This window comes from Cupriavidus phytohabitans (assembly GCF_000426345.1).
In the GTDB taxonomy this organism is placed as follows: Bacteria; Pseudomonadota; Gammaproteobacteria; order Burkholderiales; family Burkholderiaceae; genus Cupriavidus.
The window spans coordinates 46,863-63,646 of the sequence record NZ_AUFE01000003.1; the positions used below are offsets into that span (position 1 = coordinate 46,863).

Genomic DNA, 16,784 nt, shown 5'->3' on the forward strand with positions numbered 1-16,784 from the left:
CGCCGGATGCACAAGGGCTGTACCGCGCCACGGGCGCCGGGCGCCGACGCTACGAAACCGGTCCGCCCGAACTGGCCGGCGAGCTCAGCCTCTAGCAGGCGCGTGCGGAGCAGTTGCCAAGGCTGCCGGCCGCGAGGGCCGGCAGCCCGTCAATGCAGCGTGCCGCCGGGCTTGCCGGGCACGGCACCGGCAGTTTCCGCAGCGCTGCCCTCCGGCTCGAACGGGACATGGCGCCCGTCGCTGGACTGGTAGCCAAGCTGGGCGTCGGCGCCCAGCATTTTTTCCCAGGCGATCATGGCCTGCGCCACGGCTTCCGGCGCGCCCTTGAAGACCACCACGTCGTTGCCGCAGCTGGGGCATTCTCCGCCGAACACGGCGTCGATGCCGGGCAGGCCCGGCACGTTGAGGGTGTCGAACTGCTTGAACGCAGTCTTGCAGTGCCCGCAGACCAGCTGCGCGGGGCGCAAGGCCTCGACCTTCGCGCGCGCCTGTGCCGCACGCTCTTCGGGGGTGCCCCGTCTCTTTGCCTCGCCCATGATGTCCTTCCTTCCCGTGCTGCCGGTGTGCTTGCCCCGCCGCGGCCACGGTGGCCGCGCGGTGCGGTGTGTTGTTGGGTGGCCGTCTGGCGGCCTGTCGCATGCCCGGCCGGAGCCTGGGCGTGCTCCATGCTGTCTGTGCTGTCTGCGGTTTCCTGTTAGATGCGGTTCAGGGGGCGGTGGTGCCCGACGGCCGCACCGGGTGCCGGGCACGATACCCGCGCCCCCTCATCCGGAACGCCTGGCGCAGGCGGCATTGTAACCACCACGGCGCTGCAAGTACCGGGCCCGCAGGATCGACTTTCGCCTGCTATTGTGGATAACGATGCCCCGTGGCGGCGCCTTTGCGGCGCCCGCATCACCGCGGGCATGCCATGGGACCGCGCTTGCCGCCGACAGTGGCGGCGAGGTGTGAGTCCGCGCCCGCCGGTTCCCACGCCGGCATTCACGGTTCCATCCACTACCCCGAAGGAGGACGCTCGATGATCCGACCCACCGTGCAGGAAAACGCCGCCCGCTACGCCGACTGCATCGCCGCGTGCAACGCCTGTGCCGCCGCCGCGCTGAAATGCGCTGCGGCCTGCCTGGAAGAGCAGGACGTGCACAGGATGGCGCGCTGCATTGCGCTGGACATGGATGTCGCCGGCATCGCGCAGCTGGCCGCCTCCTACATGCTGCGCAACAGCGAGTTCGCGCCGCTGGTCTGCGAGGACTGCGCCGAAGTCTGCAAGTGGTGCAAGGAGGAATGCGAGCGCCATGACGCCGAGCATTGCCAGGAGTGCGCGCGGGCCTGCACGGTTTGCATGGAGCAGTGCCTCAAGATGACGGCGTAGCGCGCCCCGGCCCGCCGCGTCGGCCGCATGTGGGTTAACCCGGCGGGCAGCATGGACTTGAACGCACGCAGCGCGCCTGCGGGTAGTCTGGTGGACTGCACACACACGGCCGGGGCGCGGCCTGGCTTCTGACGGCATGACTCGCCGGCACCCGCCTTGCGCCGCGTTCCTTCCATTCGGCAATTCCGGCCCCCGCAGCGGCGTCCCTTGCCTTGCAAAGGAGTCTGTCCATGTCCAAGCCTGCCGCCAGCAACACCCGCATCGAGAAAGACAGCCTGGGCGATGTGCCGGTGCCCGCCGACCGCCTCTGGGGTGCGCAAACCGAACGCTCGCGCCAGAACTTCCGCATCGGCGACGAGAAGATGCCGCCCGCGCTGGTCGAGGCCTTCGCCATCCTGAAGCTGTGTGCGGCCCGCGCCAACCGTGAACTGGGCGTGCTCCAGCCCGAGCTGGCGCACGCCATCGAGCAGGCGGCCACGGAAGTGATCGAAGGCCGTTGGCCGCAGGAGTTTCCGCTGTCGGTCTGGCAGACCGGATCGGGCACGCAGACCAACATGAACCTCAACGAGGTCATCGCCAACCGCGCGATCCAGCTGCTCGGCGGCGAAGTCGGCAGCAAGCAGCCGGTGCATCCGAACGATCATGTCAATGCCAGCCAGTCGAGCAACGACAGCTTCCCGACCGCGATGCACATCGCCGCGACGCGTGCGATCCAGCAACAGCTGCTGCCGGCGCTGGAGCAGCTGCAGCAGACTTTCGCGCGCAAGGTGGAAGCCTTTGCCGATATCGTCAAGGTGGGCCGCACGCACCTGCAGGACGCGGTCCCGCTGACGCTGGGCCAGGAGTTCTCTGGCTACATGACGCAGGTCGCGGATGCGCAATCGCGGCTGCAGCAGGCCATGCTGCGCGCCATGCCAGTCGCGCAGGGCGGCACCGCGGTCGGCACCGGGCTGAACGCGCCGCACGGCTTTGCCGCGGCCTTTGCGCGCGCCCTGGCCGACTACACCGGCCTGCCGTTCGAGCCCGCGCCCAACCGCTACGCGCTGCAGGCCTCGCATGATGCGCTGGCGGACCTGTCGGGCGCGCTCAACACCACCGCTTCGTCATTCCTGAAGATCGCGCGTGATTTCATGCTGCTGGGCTCGGGGCCGCGCGCCGGCTTCGCCGAGCTGATCCTGCCGGCCAACGAGCCAGGCTCGTCGATCATGCCGGGCAAGGTCAATCCGACCCAGGCGGAGGCGCTGGCCATGGTGTGCTGCCGCGTGATCGGCAACCACACCACGGTGACGCTGGCCAACGGCCTGGGCACGCTCGAGCTGAATGCGTACAAGCCGGTGATCATCTACAGCCTGCTGCAGTCGGTCAGCCTGCTGGCGGGGGCGGCGTCGAGCTTTGCCGAGCATATGGTCGAGGGCGTCGAGGCCGACCGCGGGCACATTGCAGAACTGCTGGAACGCTCGCTGATGCCGGTCACGGCGCTCAACCCGCATATCGGCTACGACAAGGCCGCCGAGATCGCCAAGCTGGCGGTGCAGCGCAACCTGTCGCTACGGGAAGCCGCGATCGCGTCCGGACATGTGACCGAGGAGCAGTTCCGCAAGTGGATCGACCTGGCCGGCATGACGCGGGAAGCGTGAGCCGTGCCGGCGCGGCGGCTCGTCGAGGGCAGCCGCGTGGCTCAGCCAGGCGCACCGGCCGGCGCAAGGCAGCGCTGGCGCGCCAGCGATTCCCGCGAATAGCCATGACGTACGCGCAACTGGTGTTCGACCGCGTCCGCCTGGTCCAGGCAAGCGAACATCAGGTCATCCTTGAAGCGCTGCGATACGCCTTTGAGGCGTGGCGCTTCGTAGGCAACCTGGCGCGCGCGGCAGCGCAGGAACAGCAGCGTTTCCTGGGTGGCGGCAATCAGCTGGTCATGCTCGATCCGCTTGCATTCGACCAGGTCCTGGGCAGAGGCGCTGGCGCCGGCAATGATCAAAGGCAGGCACAGCCAGCGGCGCATCAAGCGGTGCATGGCAAACGGGGGCGCGTCGGGCCGGTTGACGGTGTGGCTCGAATCATTGCCCAGAGCCGCGTTCAGTGCAAGCGATGCGCGGCCTGGAAAGCCGTCTGGGGCGGCTGAAACGCGGGACACACTGTCCTGCCGGCTGGACAATCTCCAGCAAGCCCCGATGACACCGTGCCTGACTTCGCCATATGCTGCACGGCAGCGCCGAGGTGCGCGCGCCAGCATGGCAATATACGGGGCCGGCGCCCGCCACGCGGCTGGCCGGGCCTTTTTTGTTTCCTTCTAGCCATGGACCTCAACGCCTTGCGCCTGTTCGTCGACATCGTCGACGCCGGCAACCTGAGCGCAGCCGCGCGCAAGCTCAAGATGACGCGCGCCAATGTCAGCTACCGCCTGAAGGCGCTGGAGGAAGAGCTGGGCGTGCAGCTGCTGCGGCGGACCACCCGCCATGTCGAGCCCACGCCGGTGGGTGCCGGGCTGTACGAGCACGGGCGCAATATCCTCGGCGAGGTGGCGGCGGCAAATGCGCTGATCAGCAACATGGGCAAGAGCCTGCGGGGCCATGTGCGGCTTTCGGTCCCTACCGGCCTCGGCCATACGCTGCTGTCGCCGCTGCTGGTGCAGTTCAAGCAGCGCTATCCCGACATCACGCTCGATGTCGTCTTCGACAACCGCGTGCACAACCTGGTGTCCGAGGATGTGGACGTGGCGCTGCGCATCATTTCCACGCCGCCCGATTCAGTCGTCGCCACCGAGATCGGCGCGGTGGACTGGGTCATCTGCGCCTCGCCCGCTTACCTGGCAAACCATCGCCTGCCCCAGGCGCTCGCCGACCTGCAGGGGCAGGCGATCGTATGCGCCTCGCCGGTGGGCCAAAAGCTGAAGGTCGCGGGAACGCGGCCCGGCAGCGAAGCGCAGGAAACCCGCGAACAGGTCGTGCTGGAGCCGACGCTCAGTTCCGACAACTTCGGCTTCCTGAAGGAAGCGGTGGTAGCCGGCCTGGGCATCGGCATCACGCCGATCTACGCGATCGGCGAGGAACTGGCGAGCGGCGGGCTGGTGCAGCTGCTGCCGGATTACCGCATCAGCGTGTTCGGCAGCCGGCTGTACATGCTGACCATGCCAAACCGCTACCAGACACTGGCCACGCGCTACCTGCTGAACTTCCTGAAAACGGAGCTGCAGGCGGTGTGGCCGCGGCTGCACCGCTAGGGGTGCAAGGCGGATCGGGAGCCGTTGGGCACGGCGCCAGGCACTATATTAGGAGCACAAGGATAACCGTAGGCGTATCCCTGTCCTGAGGAGCAACCATGGCCCTGTCTAGCACGCTCGCAAACTGCCTGAGTAGCAAGAATACCCAGTACGACATCATCCGCCACCCCTACACCCTCAGCAGCATGGCCACTGCCGAGGCGGCGCACATTCCCGGAGACCGTCTGGCCAAGACCCTGTTGCTCGAAGACGAGCGCGGCTATGTCGCCGCCGTGATCCCTTCGAGCCATCACCTGCAGATGGCTGCAATCTGCGAACAGACCGGCCGCGACCTGGTGCTCGCGCATGAGGATGAAATCCGTGAGATCTTCAAGGATTGCGACCTTGGTGCGATCCCGCCGGTCGCCATGGCGTATGGCATGCAAACCTATGTCGACGACAGCCTGATGCAGCAGCCCGAAGTGTATTTCGAGGGCGGCGACCACCAGGAACTGGTGCACATGACACGGGACCAGTTCATGGACCTGATGTCAGATGCCACGCCCGGGCACTTCTCACGCCGCATGATGTAGCGCGGCTACGTTGCGCTGCGGCCACCGCGGATTCATCCACGGTGGCCGTTTTTCATGGGTGGTCCTGCAACGGAGTTGCCTGCGGCGTCGCTCCGGCCAATGCGTGCTCGCTGTCGTCCTTCAGATCCACGCCCGAGCGCCCGATTGCCACGGCGCCACGCAGCAGGAACACCAGCCGTTGCGCGGCCTGCGCATAGGACAGTCCTTCGGGCCGCACATTGGAGATGCAGTTGCGCTCGGCATCGGTACGGCCGGGTTGCGGCGCATAGGTCAGGTAGATGCCGAGGCTGTCGGGCGAACTCAGCCCGGGCCGTTCGCCGATCAGCATCACCACCTGACGCGCGCCCAGCACGGCGCCGATATCGTCGCCGAGCGCGACACGCGACTGTTCCGCCACCACCACGGGTCCGATCCGCCATGCCTGCGGCAAGCGCTGGCGCGTCGCTTCCAGCACCGCCACCGCGTGCGTTTGCGCGGCCAGGGCCGAAAGTCCGTCGGCGATCACGAACACGACATCGGGCGCCTGCTGCGGTCGCGCCGCGGCCAGGCGCTCCCTGCTCTCGTCATCCAGGCCCCGGCCGAGGTCCGGGCGCCGCAGGTAATGGGTGCGGTCGGGCGCAGCGCTGTGGGCAAGCACGTGGTCGAGCCCGGCCTGCCGCAGTGCGTCGGCGATGGCCTCGGCGTCCAGCGGCAAGTGCACGGCATCGCGAGCCTGCGCATGGGCCAGGCCGAACGCCAGCACGGCGTCTGTGGTCTGGCTGTGGCCGGTGCGGCCCAATGCGATGCGCGCGCGCGTGAACTGGCGCAGGCGCTGCCATGGATCGGCGTCCGGCGTAGCGGCGGTATTGGCAGGGGGGGCAGGGGGCGAAGGAAGCTCAGGCATGGCGTGTCGTGAAGAGTGGCTCGGGGGCGGCCTTACAGGCTGTGCGCCATCTGCAGCAGCGGCAGGCGCCCGGACGGCTCCAGCAGTCGGCCGGCGCCATCGGCGATTCCCATGCGCTGCAGCCATTGCTCGAACTCCGGTGCGGGGCGCAGGCCCAGCACTTCGCGCAGGTACAGCGCATCGTGGAACGAAGTGCTCTGGTAGTTCAGCATGATGTCGTCGGCGCCCGGCACGCCCATGATGAAGTTGATGCCGGCCACGCCGAACAGCGTCAATAGCGTGTCCATGTCGTCCTGGTCGGCCTCGGCATGATTGGTGTAGCAAACGTCGCAGCCCATCGGCACGCCCATCAGCTTGCCGCAGAAGTGGTCCTCGAGCCCGGCGCGGATGATCTGCTTGCCGTCGTACAGGTATTCCGGCCCGATAAAGCCCACCACGGTATTGACCAGCAGCGGGGAGAACGCACGCGCCACGGCGTAGGCGCGCGCCTCCATGGTCTGCTGGTCGACGCCATGGTGGGCGTTGGCCGACAGCGCGCTGCCCTGCCCCGTTTCGAAATACATGACGTTGTCGCCGACCGTGCCACGCGCGAGGCCCCGCGCGGCGTCGTGGGCTTCGGCCAGCAGCGCCAGGCTGATGCCGAAGGCCGTATTGGCGCGTTCACTGCCCGCCACCGACTGGAACACCAGGTCCACCGGCGCGCGCTGCGCGATCGCGCGCAGCGTGTTGGTGACGTGGGTCAGCACGCACGTCTGCGTCGGGATATCGAAGCGGCTGCGCAGCGCATCGAGCATATGCAGCAGCGAGACAATGGCGCCCAGGTTGTCCGAGGCCGGATTGACGCCGATGGTGGCGTCGCCGCAGCCATACAGCAGGCCATCGATAACGGAAGCGGCGATGCCCTTGGGATCGTCGGTAGGATGGTTCGGCTGCAGCCGCACCGCCAGCCGCCCCGGCAGGCCGACGGTATCGCGAAAGCGCGTCACCACCTGACATTTGCGCGCCACCGCCACCAAATCCTGGTTGCGCATCAGCTTGCTGACCGCGGCCGCGATTTCGGGGGTGACACCGGGCGCGACGCGCGCCAGCGTGGCGGTGTCGGTCTCATGCCGCAGCAGCCAGTTGCGCAGGTCGCCGACCGTAGTGGCGGCGATCGCGGCAAACGCAGAGGCATCGTGCCGGTCGACGATCAGGCGCGTGACCTCATCCTCTTCATAGGGCACCAGCGCCTCGTCGAGGAACCGGTCCAGGGGCACGTCGGCCAGCGCCAGGCGCGCGGCCATCCGTTCCTGCTCGCTGGCGGCGGCGATGCCGGCCAGGGCATCGCCGGAGCGCGCCGGGCTGGCCTTGGCCAGCAGCGTGCGCAGGTCGCCGAAGACATGGCGCTGGCTGCCAATGGTGTGGGTATATGCCATGGGGATTGCCGTTCCGATATCGAAGCCGATGCCCCTAATATAGTCACCGTTGGAGCACCTGGCTGGCGCGTCCCAGTGCTTGCCTAACCCCGCCCCGACAATCGAGCGCTAGCTGATCCGCCCCGCAACCGCCGCGCGCGCGTCGTGGCCCCCAACGCCGGAGACCATAAATGAAAGACCCCGACCCGACCAACGCCCCGCGCCTTCTGCCGGCCGCGTGGTACAGCGTCGGTGCCGTCGCCTATGTCCTGACTGCCCTGGCGCTCTGGACCGTGCTCCAGGCGAACCTGGTGGCAGCCTTGCTGTCCGGGCTGCTGCTGTATTCCCTGGTGGATGTGCTGGCGCCGCGGCTGAAGCGGCTGAACCAGCGGCACGATGCGCTGGCGGTGGCGATCCTGTCGGCGCTGATCCTGCTCGGGCTGTCGCTGGCCGGCTGGTTGCTGGTGCGCTTTGTCAGTGGCGATGGCAATACGCTGGACGGACTGCTGAACCATGTCGCCGACATTATCGACCAGTCGCGCGGGCAGTTGCCGTCGTGGCTCAGCGACGCGCTGCCTAACGGGGTGGACGAGCTGGCCACGGCGCTGATCGAAGCGCTGCGCGCGCATGCGGCCATGGCGCAGAAGCTGGGGGCGGAGGTCCTGCGCACGCTGGTGCATATCCTGATCGGACTGGTGATCGGCGCGATGGTGGCGCTTTACCGGGCAGTGTCGCGGCCGAACCGCCGGCCGCTGGCGGCTGCGCTGGTGGCGCGGGCGCGTACGCTGCAGCAGGCGTTTTCGCAGTTCATCTTTGCGCAGATCCAGATCTCGACGATCAATACCTTGCTGACGGCGCTTTACCTGCTGGTGGTGCTGCCGCTGTTCGGCGTGCACCTGCCCCTGTCGAAGACGCTGGTGGTCATCACCTTCGTGGCCGGCTTGCTCCCGGTGCTGGGCAACCTGATTTCCAATACGGCCATCGTGGTGGCGTCGTTGTCAGTGTCGCTGCCGATCGCGGTGGCGTCGCTGGTGTTCCTGGTGGTGATCCACAAGCTGGAGTATTTCCTGAACGCCCGCATCATCGGCGCGCGTATCCAGGCGGCGGCGTGGGAGCTGCTGGTCGTGATGCTGCTGATGGAGACGCTGTTCGGGATCCCCGGCGTGATTGCAGGGCCGATCTTCTATGCCTACCTGAAGCGGGAACTGGCCGGGGCCGGCCTGATATGACCACGGCGCCCTGGCCGTTGCTGGCTTTGGAGAGGTTTTCAATGCCAGCGCCGTAGCGCCCGCTGGTCCGACCAATTGCAACCGTGCGCATTCAGCGCCCGTCCTGTTCGTCCTGTTCGTCCTGTTGGTCCGGGTCGTCCTGTTCGACCCGGCTGCGCACGAAGTCGATATGCGTCTGCATGGCCGTGCGCGCTTCTTCCGGCCGGCGCGCGCAGATCGCATCACATAGCGTGCGGTGCTGCAGCAGCAACAGTTCCGAGGCGCTGTCGTCCTGCTCGCGCAGTCCGGTGCCATTGATGGTGATGTGTTCGCGCAGCATGCCGATCACGCTGGTATGCAGGTGCAGGAACATGGTGTTGTGCGAGGCCAGCGCGATGGCGTCATGCAGGCGCGCATCGGCATCGGCCTCGGCTTGCTTGTCGTCGCCGGCGCGGGCGCGTTCGAGTTCGTCCATCAGGGAGCGGATGCGCTTGACGTCGGCGGTGTCGGCGCGCAGCGCGGCGAAGTAGGCGGTGGCACCTTCCAGCACGCGGCGGAACTCCAGGATGTCGTCGCGCAGCGCGGGATGGTCGGCCACCAGCTGGCCCCATGGGGAAGCAATGCCGGCGCGCAGCTGGTCGGTGGCATAGACACCCGCGCCGCGCCGGCTTTGCAGCAGCCCGCGCGCGGCCAGGCGCTGGATCGCCTCGCGCACGGTGTTGCGCGCCACCGCGTACTGCTCGGCCAGCACGCGCTCGGCCGGCAGCCGCGTGCCTGGCGGCCAGGTGCCGTCAAGCAGCGCGGTTTCCATCTGGCGCATGACCACCTCCACGCGCCCGCGGGTGCGCCCGCTCCTTTGTGCCGCCACCGTCATGCCGTCCGCCCTCGCTCCTCAGCCGCCCCGCCGACTGGTCCAACCAATTTGAACTGCCGCTCGGAAGCGGGAATTATGCGCCCAAATGTGCGACCCAGCAGCGCAACCCCAGCACATCCGGAGCGAGACATGAAGGATCGTCAGTACCCCAGCGGCCCTGCCCCGACGCAGGCCTACCTCTTTGCCACCTGCCTGGTCGACCTGTTCGTGCCGCAGGCCGGGCTCGACGCCGTGCGGCTGCTCGAGCGCGAAGGCCTCACCGTACACTTTCCGCGTGCGCAGAGCTGCTGCGGCCAGCCGGCATACAGCAGCGGCAACCCCGACGCCGCGCGTGCGGTAGCCCGCGCGCAACTGGACCTGTTCAGCCAGCCATGGCCGGTGGTCGTGCCGTCCGGGTCATGCGCGGGCATGATGCGCCACCACTGGCCGCAATTGTTCGCCGACGATCCCGTGGCAGGCCCGAAGGCACGCGCTCTGGCCGAGCGCATCTACGAGCTGGGCGAATTCCTGCTCCACGTGCTCCACGTCGATTTCGACGACGCCATGCCGCCGGGCCAGGCGCCCGAGCGGATCGTGCTGCATACCTCCTGCGGCGCCCGCCGCGAAATGGGTACGCGCCAGCACGGCGTGGCGCTGGTCGACGCGTTGCCGGGCGTAACCCGCGTCGAGCATCAGCGCGAGTCGGAATGCTGCGGCTTCGGCGGCACGTTCTCGCTCAAGCATCCCGATATCTCCGGCGCGATGGTGCGCGACAAGGTTGCGTCCGCCTGCGCCACCGGCTGCGAGCGGCTGGTGTCGGCCGACTGCGGCTGCCTGCTCAATATCGGCCACACCGCCGCGCATGACGGCGCGCCGCTGCAGGTCGAACACCTGGCCAGCTTCCTGTGGCGCCGTACCGGAGGTGCCGCATGAGCACGCCCGGCGCCCGCGAACGAATGCTCGGCCGGCTGCGCGCCGCCGCTCCCGCGCCTGCATCCTCCACCGCTGAACTGGACCGCCGCATCGATGGCCATTTCGAGGCACGCCGACATGGCGCTCCGAGCGTCGACGCGTTGGTCGATGCGATGCGCATCGCACTGGAAGCCTTGCACGCGGAAGTCTGGTGCGCCAATGAGCAAGCGTGGCCTGTGCTGCTGGCCTCGGCGCTGGCCGAAGCCGGCGTCCGGCGCGTGCTGCTCGACCCCGCCAGCCGCGCCGGCGCGGCGCTGGCTGCCGCGCTGCCGCCGCAGGTCGAAGCCATCGGCTTTGACCGCCCCATCGAAACCTGGAAAGCAGAATTGTTCGACACCGTCGACGCCGGCTTCACCGTGGCGCGCTCGGGCATTGCCGCCACCGGCACGCTGATCGTTGCCCCGGACGCAGGTTCGCCGCGCACGGTGTCGCTGGTGCCGCCGCTGCATGTGGCGCTGGTGCGCGCATCGACGCTGCACCATGACCTGCACATGGCCGCGCGCGCCGAACGCTGGCGCGACGGCATGCCGACCAACCTGGTGATGATCTCGGGCCCGTCCAAGACTTCCGATATCCAGCAGACGCTGGCCTATGGCGCGCACGGCCCGCGCCGGCTGTGGGTCGTCATCGTGCGGGACATCGACAACACGGAGGCCCCGCAATGAGCCAGAGCACGCTGCATTTCGTCGCGCCGCAAGACTTCAAGGCGCGTGCGCGCGAGGCGCTGGACGATCCCAAGCTGCGCCAGAGCTTTCGCGGCGCGATGGACTTCCTGCAGGGCAAGCGGCTGGCGCAGTTTCCCGACGCGGATGAGCTGGAGCGGCTGCGCGACCTGGGCGAGGCGGTGCGTCAGCACGCGCTCGCCAACCTGCCGGATCTGCTGGTGCAGCTGGAGGACAAGCTCGCCGCCGCCGGTGTTCAGGTCCACTGGGCCGAGACCGCCGACGACGCCAACCGCATCATCCACGGCATCGCGGCAGCGAGGCAGGCCAGGCGCGTGATCAAGGGCAAGTCGATGGCCAGCGAGGAAATCGAGCTGAACCATTACCTGGCCGAGCGCGGCGTCGAATGCATCGAGTCGGACATGGGCGAGTACATCGTCCAGCTTGCGGGCGAGAAGCCGTCGCATATCGTGATGCCGGCGATCCACAAGACCAAGGGCGATATCGCCGCGCTGTTCGAGCAGCATATTCCCGACACGCCCTATACCGAGGACGTCGACGCGCTGATCCAGACCGGACGCCGCGCGCTGCGGCAGGAGTTCGTCGGCGCCGATATCGGCCTGTCCGGCGTCAACTTCGCCGCGGCGGACACCGGCACCCTGTGGCTGGTCGAGAACGAGGGCAACGGCCGCCTTTCCACCACCGTCCCCGATGTGCATATCGCCATCATGGGCATGGAAAAGGTAGTGGCGAAGCTCGAGCACATCGTGCCGCTGTCGAGCCTGCTGACGCGCTCGGCCACCGGGCAGGCCATCACCACGTATTTCAACCTCATCTCCGGCCCGCGCCGCGACGGCGAGCGCGACGGGCCGCGCGAGGTGCACCTGGTACTGCTCGACAACGGCCGTACGCAGGCCTACGCCGACGCGCAGCTGCGCGCCACGCTGCAGTGCATCCGCTGCGGGGCATGCATGAACCACTGCCCGGTCTATACGCGCATCGGCGGCCATGCCTATGGCACGACCTATCCCGGTCCGATCGGCAAGATCATTTCGCCGCATTTGCTGGGACTCGAAGCCACTGCGGACCTGCCCACCGCATCCAGCTTGTGCGGCGCGTGCGGTGAGGTCTGCCCGGTGCGCATCCCGATCCCGCAATTGCTGGTACGCCTGCGCACCGAATCGAACCGCGATCCCGAGGAACGGGTGGTCAACCCGCTGCGTGGCCAGGGTGCGAAGTACAGCAAGGGCGAGCACCTGGTGTGGCGCTTCTGGAGCGGGGCGTACTCGCACCCGGCCACTTACCGGCTGTTCCGCTGGGCGGCCACAAGACTGCGTGCGCTGGCGCCGTCGAAGCAGATGGGATGGACGCAGCATCGCACGCCGCTGAAGCCGGCGGCGAAGAGCCTGGCGGATCTGCTCAAGGAGAAGGGGCAGCCGGAGTAGGCGCCCGATCCTTCCGACTCCCGATTGTGTGCTCCCTCTCCCGCAAGCGGGAGAGGGAGCACACAGGCGGCCGGAATCAAGCCGTCGCGCTTCCCAGAACAACAAACATTTTCCCGAAACACCACTGAAGCAGGAGACTAAAACGTGCAACCCTGGACCCAACTCTATACGCCGCTAGGCAGCCTGTGGCTGTCGGCGCTGGCGGCGGCCATTCCCATCCTGTTTTTCTTCATCGCGCTGGCCGTGTGGCGCATGAAGGGTCATGTCGCCGCCGCGGTCACGTTGCTGCTGGCGCTCGGCGTGGCGATCTTCGCCTACGGCATGCCGGTGCAGCAGGCGCTGGCCGCGGCCGGCTTCGGCTTTGCCTACGGGCTGTGGCCGATCGCATGGATCATCGTGACCGCGGTGTTCCTCTACAAGATCGTGGTCAAGACCGGCCAGTTCGATATCATCCGCGCCTCGGTGCTGGCGATCACCGACGACCAGCGCCTGCAGATGCTGCTGATCGGCTTTGCCTTCGGCGCTTTCCTGGAAGGCGCGGCGGGCTTCGGCGCGCCGGTGGCGATCACCGCCGCGCTGCTGGTCGGCCTGGGCTTCAATCCGCTGTATGCCGCGGGGCTGTGCCTGATCGCCAATACCGCGCCGGTGGCGTTTGGCGCGATGGGCATTCCCATCATCGTGGCCGGGCAGGTCACGGGCATCGATCCCTTCCATATCGGTGCCATGGCCGGCCGCCAGCTGCCGCTGCTGTCGCTGCTGGTGCCGTTCTGGCTGGTGTTCATGATGGACGGCGCCAAGGGCGTGCGCGAGACGTGGCCGGCGGCGCTGGTGTGCGGCGGCAGCTTCGCGGTGACGCAATACTTCACTTCCAACCATATCGGGCCGGAACTGCCGGACATCACCTCGGCGCTGGTGAGCCTGGTGTCGCTGGCCGCGTTCCTGAAGGTCTGGCAGCCGCGCAGCGCTTCGCAGCGCGCAGGCGGTGCGGTCAGCGGCGGTACCGTGGCGCTGGCCGGCTTTGGCGGCGGCTTCGGCGGCGCTCCGGTGAGCCGCAAGGCATCGCCCTACACGCTGGCGCAGACGCTGCGCGCCTGGGCACCGTTCGGCATCCTGACGGCGATCGTCACGGTATGGAGCCTGCAGCCGTTCAAGGCGCTGTTCGCCGCCAACGGCGCGCTGGCGGGCACGGTGCTGAAGTTCAAGGTGCCGGGGCTGGACCAGATGGTGATCAAGGCCGCGCCGATCGTGGCCACGCCCAAGGCCTATGATGCCGTGCTCAAGCTCGATTTGCTGTCCGCCGTGGGTACCGCGATCCTGCTGACCGCCCTGATCTCCGCGGTGCTGCTTAAGATGAAGCCGCGCGCGCTGCTGGCGACCTTTGGCGAGACGCTGGTGGAACTGGCGCGCCCGGTGCTGTCGATCGGGCTGGTGCTGGCCTTTGCCTTCGTCGCGAACTACTCCGGCATGTCGTCCACGCTGGCGCTGCTGCTGGCCGGCACCGGTGCCGCGTTCCCGTTCTTCTCGCCGTTCCTCGGCTGGCTGGGCGTGTTCCTGACCGGATCGGATACCTCCTCCAACGCGCTGTTCTGCGCGCTGCAGAACACCACCGCGCACCAGATCGGCGTGTCCGACACGCTGATGGTGGCGGCCAACACCACCGGCGGCGTGACCGCGAAGATGATCTCGCCGCAATCGATCGCGGTGGCCTGCGCGGCGACGGGGCTGGTCGGGAAGGAGTCGGAGCTGTTCCGGTTTACCGTCAAGCACAGCCTGTTGTTTGCGGTGATCATCGGGGTGATCACGATGGTGCAGGCTTATTGGCTGCCGGGAATGATTCCCGGGTGAGTGTTTGCTCCCCTCTCCCGCCTGCGGGAGAGGGGAGACATCACGCGCGGATCGGGCGTTGTCGGCAGACTCGGCTGCGCCTAATCCAGAAACGCATCCCCCTCCGTCAACGGCGCATGCCGGTAGGTGGCCGGCGTCCGGCTCAGCTTGACCGGCGCGCCCAGCCCCTTGTAGCCGCCCTCCATCTCCACCACCATCTCCCGATGCACGGTATGCGGATGCTGCAACGCATCGGCCACCGACAGCACCGGCGCGCACGGCACGCCCGCAGCCACCAGCGTGTCGGCCAATGCCTTACCATCCAGCGCGCGCGTGCGCGCCTCCAGTTCGGCCTTCAGCGCCACCCGGTTCACCGAGCGCGCGCCTGCCGTGGCATAACGCTCGTCGTCGGCCAGCGCCGCGACCTGCAGGTGTTCGCACAGGATGCGGAACTGCCGGTCGTTGCCGACCGCAAGAAAAATCGGGTCCGTGGCCGTCGCCACCGTGTCATACGGGTAGATGTTCGGATGGGCGTTGCCGGTGCGCACCGGCGTCTTGCCGCTCATGAACCAGTTGGCCGCATGCGGGTGCAGCAGCGACAGGCCGGAGTCATAGAGCGCCGCCTCGACGAACTGGCCGCGCCCGCTGCGCTCGCGTTCCTGCAGCGCCAGCAGCACGCCCAGTGCGGCATTCATGCCAGTGACCATGTCGACCACGGGCAGGCCCACGCGCAGGGCGTCGCCGTCGGCCTCGCCGTTGATGCTCATCAGACCCGCCATGGCCTGCACGGCAGCGTCATAGCCGGGCAGCCCGCCGAGAGGACCGTCCGCGCCGAAGCCGGACACGCGGCAATGCACCAGGCGCGGGAAGCGCTGTGACAGCGTGTCATAGCCCAGGCCCCATTTCTCCATGGTGCCGGTCTTGAAGTTCTCGACGAGCACGTCGGCGTCCGCGAGCAGCGCGAGGAGCACCGTGCGGTCGGCCTCCGTGGTCAGGTCCAGCCGCATCACGCGCTTGTTGCGGTTCAGGCCGAAGTAGTACGACGCGACGCCGTCCTTGAACGGCGGCCCCCAGGTACGGGTGTCGTCGCCTTGCGGCGGTTCGATCTTGAGCACGTCGGCGCCGTGGTCGCCCAGGATCTGGCCACAGTACGGGCCGCCCAGGATGCGCGACAGGTCGACCACGCGGATGCCGGCAAGCGCGCCGGGGCTGGATTGGGTCATGGCTGGCTCCTGTTCACCTGGTCGCTTAGTCAAGCTGTGCGCCCGACTTCTGCACCACGGCGCGCCACTTGCCGACCTCGGCCTTGACGAAGCCGCCAAGCTGCTCCGGGGTGGTCGACGGCGCGAATTCCAGGCCCTGCGCCTGCAGGGTCTTGCGGACTTCGGGCTGCTTCAGCGCATCGGCGAAGGCGCGGTTGAGCTTGCCGATCACTTCTGGCGGCGTACCGGCCGGCGCCACCACGCCGAAGAACACCGAAACGTCGAAGCCCGGCACGCCCTGCTCGGCGACAGTCGGCACATCCGGCAGCGCCTGCGAGCGCGCCTTGGTAGTGACACCGAGCGCGCGCACCTTGCCGCTCTTGATGAAGGGCATCGCGGTCAGCACGTCGGTGAAGGTCATGCTGACCTGGCCGCCGAGCAGGTCGTTCAGCGCCGGGCCGGTGCCCTTGTACGGGATATGCTGGAAGTCGGTGCCGGTGACGTTGTTGAACAGCACGCCCGCCAGGTGCGACGACGCGCCGTTGCCGGACGAGGCATAGGTCAGCTTGCCCGGATGCGCCTTGCCGTAGGCGATGAGCTCGTTGACGTTCTTGGCCGGCACCGACGGGTTCACCACCAGCACGTTGGGCAGCTGGCCGATCTGAATGACTGGGGCGAAGCTCTTGACCGGGTCGTAGTTGATCTTGCGATAGAGGCTGACGTTGATCGCCAGCGGCGCCGAGGTGCCGAACATCAGCGTGTAGCCGTCAGGCTCGGCGCGCGCGACCGCCTCCGCGCCGATGTTGCCGCCGGCGCCGGCGCGGTTTTCCACCACCACCGGCTGGCCCAGGCTGGTCTTGAGCGCGGCGGCCAGCGTGCGGGCCATGGCGTCGGTCGGACCGCCCGGCGGATAGGTGACGACCATCATGATGGGCTTGGTCGGGAAGTCCTTCTGGGCGAAGGCGGGGGCGATGCAGAGCGAGCACGCGGCAATGGCCGCGAGGCGGTGCCAGAGTTTCATGGCGTTGTCTCCTGGTGTAGGACATCTCCCGCGGAGGGCGGGATGGTTGGGGCGTCTGGGGGTGCTCCCCCCCCCGCTTGCGGGAGAGGGTTGGGGAGAGGTCGGGAGCATCAACGAAGCGAGGCGTATCGGCATGCCACCGCCTGCCCTCTCCCCCGG

General features: G+C 68.0%; 16 protein-coding genes. 9 read left to right on the forward strand and 7 right to left on the reverse strand.

Translation table 11 applies throughout. The features are described from left to right. Positions 1 to 149: 149 nt before the first annotated feature. Positions 150 to 536 (reverse strand): hypothetical protein, encoded by a 387-nt coding sequence (locus K309_RS0103120; protein WP_029045055.1) that lies wholly within the window; start codon positions 534 to 536, stop codon positions 150 to 152. A gap of 482 nt (positions 537 to 1,018) precedes the next feature. On the opposite strand from K309_RS0103120, the gene K309_RS0103125 reads away from it, so the two are divergent. Then, a complete protein-coding gene (locus K309_RS0103125; RefSeq protein ID WP_029045056.1) occupies positions 1,019 to 1,369 on the forward strand; it encodes a four-helix bundle copper-binding protein in 351 nt (116 codons plus the stop codon). Between the two features lie 230 nt (positions 1,370 to 1,599). Continuing rightward, a complete protein-coding gene (fumC, locus tag K309_RS0103130; protein ID WP_029045057.1) occupies positions 1,600 to 3,006 on the forward strand; it encodes a class II fumarate hydratase in 1,407 nt (468 codons plus the stop codon). A 41-nt stretch (positions 3,007 to 3,047) separates the two neighbouring features. Here fumC and K309_RS0103135 read toward each other — a convergent pair whose 3' ends face one another. Continuing rightward, the gene (locus K309_RS0103135) at positions 3,048 to 3,503 is read right to left on the reverse strand and encodes a hypothetical protein (RefSeq protein WP_232232304.1); all 456 of its coding nucleotides are present in this window, start codon (positions 3,501 to 3,503) and stop codon (positions 3,048 to 3,050) included. 162 nt (positions 3,504 to 3,665) lie between these two features. Here K309_RS0103135 and K309_RS0103140 point away from each other — a divergent pair, with 162 nt between their 5' ends. Together K309_RS0103140 and K309_RS0103145 are read left to right on the forward strand one after the other, a co-directional pair. Continuing rightward, positions 3,666 to 4,589, forward strand: coding sequence for a LysR family transcriptional regulator (locus tag K309_RS0103140; protein ID WP_029045059.1), 924 nt, complete (start codon positions 3,666 to 3,668; stop codon positions 4,587 to 4,589). Between the two features lie 98 nt (positions 4,590 to 4,687). Beyond that, complete coding sequence (locus tag K309_RS0103145) at positions 4,688 to 5,161, forward strand: aminoacyl-tRNA deacylase (RefSeq protein WP_029045060.1); 474 nt, start codon at positions 4,688 to 4,690, stop codon at positions 5,159 to 5,161. A 52-nt stretch (positions 5,162 to 5,213) separates the two neighbouring features. Here the strand turns inward: K309_RS0103145 and eutC are convergent, their stop codons facing one another. After that, complete coding sequence (gene eutC, locus K309_RS35850; RefSeq protein ID WP_051320312.1) at positions 5,214 to 6,044, reverse strand: ethanolamine ammonia-lyase subunit EutC; 831 nt, start codon at positions 6,042 to 6,044, stop codon at positions 5,214 to 5,216. 32 nt (positions 6,045 to 6,076) lie between these two features. After that, positions 6,077 to 7,459, reverse strand: coding sequence for an ethanolamine ammonia-lyase subunit EutB (locus K309_RS0103155; RefSeq protein WP_029045061.1), 1,383 nt, complete (start codon positions 7,457 to 7,459; stop codon positions 6,077 to 6,079). A 170-nt stretch (positions 7,460 to 7,629) separates the two neighbouring features. Here K309_RS0103155 and K309_RS0103160 point away from each other — a divergent pair, with 170 nt between their 5' ends. Beyond that, a complete protein-coding gene (locus K309_RS0103160; protein WP_029045062.1) occupies positions 7,630 to 8,667 on the forward strand; it encodes an AI-2E family transporter in 1,038 nt (345 codons plus the stop codon). A gap of 91 nt (positions 8,668 to 8,758) precedes the next feature. Here K309_RS0103160 and K309_RS35855 read toward each other — a convergent pair whose 3' ends face one another. Beyond that, entirely contained in the window at positions 8,759 to 9,466 is a 708-nt protein-coding gene (locus tag K309_RS35855; RefSeq protein WP_051320319.1) for a FadR/GntR family transcriptional regulator, read from the reverse strand. A 183-nt stretch (positions 9,467 to 9,649) separates the two neighbouring features. On the opposite strand from K309_RS35855, the gene K309_RS0103170 reads away from it, so the two are divergent. From K309_RS0103170 to K309_RS0103185, 4 genes are all read left to right on the forward strand, one after another. Next, entirely contained in the window at positions 9,650 to 10,432 is a 783-nt protein-coding gene (locus K309_RS0103170) for a (Fe-S)-binding protein (RefSeq protein WP_029045063.1), read from the forward strand. After that, the gene (locus K309_RS0103175; protein ID WP_029045064.1) at positions 10,429 to 11,136 is read left to right on the forward strand and encodes a LutC/YkgG family protein; all 708 of its coding nucleotides are present in this window, start codon (positions 10,429 to 10,431) and stop codon (positions 11,134 to 11,136) included. Before K309_RS0103170 ends, K309_RS0103175 begins: the two co-directional genes overlap by 4 nt. After that, entirely contained in the window at positions 11,133 to 12,578 is a 1,446-nt protein-coding gene (locus K309_RS0103180) for a LutB/LldF family L-lactate oxidation iron-sulfur protein (protein WP_029045065.1), read from the forward strand. The genes K309_RS0103175 and K309_RS0103180 overlap by 4 nt, the downstream gene beginning before the upstream one ends. 144 nt (positions 12,579 to 12,722) lie before the next feature. Further along, positions 12,723 to 14,423 (forward strand): lactate permease LctP family transporter, encoded by a 1,701-nt coding sequence (locus K309_RS0103185; protein ID WP_029045066.1) that lies wholly within the window; start codon positions 12,723 to 12,725, stop codon positions 14,421 to 14,423. An 80-nt stretch (positions 14,424 to 14,503) separates the two neighbouring features. Here K309_RS0103185 and K309_RS0103190 read toward each other — a convergent pair whose 3' ends face one another. Both K309_RS0103190 and K309_RS0103195 read right to left on the reverse strand, forming a co-directional pair. Then, positions 14,504 to 15,625: a CaiB/BaiF CoA transferase family protein gene (locus tag K309_RS0103190; protein WP_029045067.1), complete on the reverse strand. Its 1,122-nt coding sequence runs from the start codon at positions 15,623 to 15,625 to the stop codon at positions 14,504 to 14,506. A 25-nt stretch (positions 15,626 to 15,650) separates the two neighbouring features. After that, positions 15,651 to 16,625 (reverse strand): Bug family tripartite tricarboxylate transporter substrate binding protein, encoded by a 975-nt coding sequence (locus K309_RS0103195; RefSeq protein ID WP_029045068.1) that lies wholly within the window; start codon positions 16,623 to 16,625, stop codon positions 15,651 to 15,653. Positions 16,626 to 16,784: the final 159 nt, after the last annotated feature.

What these genes read in the sequence shown, in the direction of transcription:
- K309_RS0103120 (WP_029045055.1), bottom strand. Translation starts at nt 536, where the DNA reads ATGGGCGAGGCAAAGAGACGGGGCACCCCCGAAGAGCGTGCGGCACAG.
- K309_RS0103125 (WP_029045056.1), top strand. Translation starts at nt 1,019, where the DNA reads ATGATCCGACCCACCGTGCAGGAAAACGCCGCCCGCTACGCCGACTGC.
- fumC (WP_029045057.1), top strand. Translation starts at nt 1,600, where the DNA reads ATGTCCAAGCCTGCCGCCAGCAACACCCGCATCGAGAAAGACAGCCTG.
- K309_RS0103140 (WP_029045059.1), top strand. Translation starts at nt 3,666, where the DNA reads ATGGACCTCAACGCCTTGCGCCTGTTCGTCGACATCGTCGACGCCGGC.
- K309_RS0103145 (WP_029045060.1), top strand. Translation starts at nt 4,688, where the DNA reads ATGGCCCTGTCTAGCACGCTCGCAAACTGCCTGAGTAGCAAGAATACC.
- eutC (WP_051320312.1), bottom strand. Translation starts at nt 6,044, where the DNA reads ATGCCTGAGCTTCCTTCGCCCCCTGCCCCCCCTGCCAATACCGCCGCT.
- K309_RS0103155 (WP_029045061.1), bottom strand. Translation starts at nt 7,459, where the DNA reads ATGGCATATACCCACACCATTGGCAGCCAGCGCCATGTCTTCGGCGAC.
- K309_RS0103160 (WP_029045062.1), top strand. Translation starts at nt 7,630, where the DNA reads ATGAAAGACCCCGACCCGACCAACGCCCCGCGCCTTCTGCCGGCCGCG.
- K309_RS35855 (WP_051320319.1), bottom strand. Translation starts at nt 9,466, where the DNA reads ATGCGCCAGATGGAAACCGCGCTGCTTGACGGCACCTGGCCGCCAGGC.
- K309_RS0103170 (WP_029045063.1), top strand. Translation starts at nt 9,650, where the DNA reads ATGAAGGATCGTCAGTACCCCAGCGGCCCTGCCCCGACGCAGGCCTAC.
- K309_RS0103175 (WP_029045064.1), top strand. Translation starts at nt 10,429, where the DNA reads ATGAGCACGCCCGGCGCCCGCGAACGAATGCTCGGCCGGCTGCGCGCC.
- K309_RS0103180 (WP_029045065.1), top strand. Translation starts at nt 11,133, where the DNA reads ATGAGCCAGAGCACGCTGCATTTCGTCGCGCCGCAAGACTTCAAGGCG.
- K309_RS0103190 (WP_029045067.1), bottom strand. Translation starts at nt 15,625, where the DNA reads ATGACCCAATCCAGCCCCGGCGCGCTTGCCGGCATCCGCGTGGTCGAC.
- K309_RS0103195 (WP_029045068.1), bottom strand. Translation starts at nt 16,625, where the DNA reads ATGAAACTCTGGCACCGCCTCGCGGCCATTGCCGCGTGCTCGCTCTGC.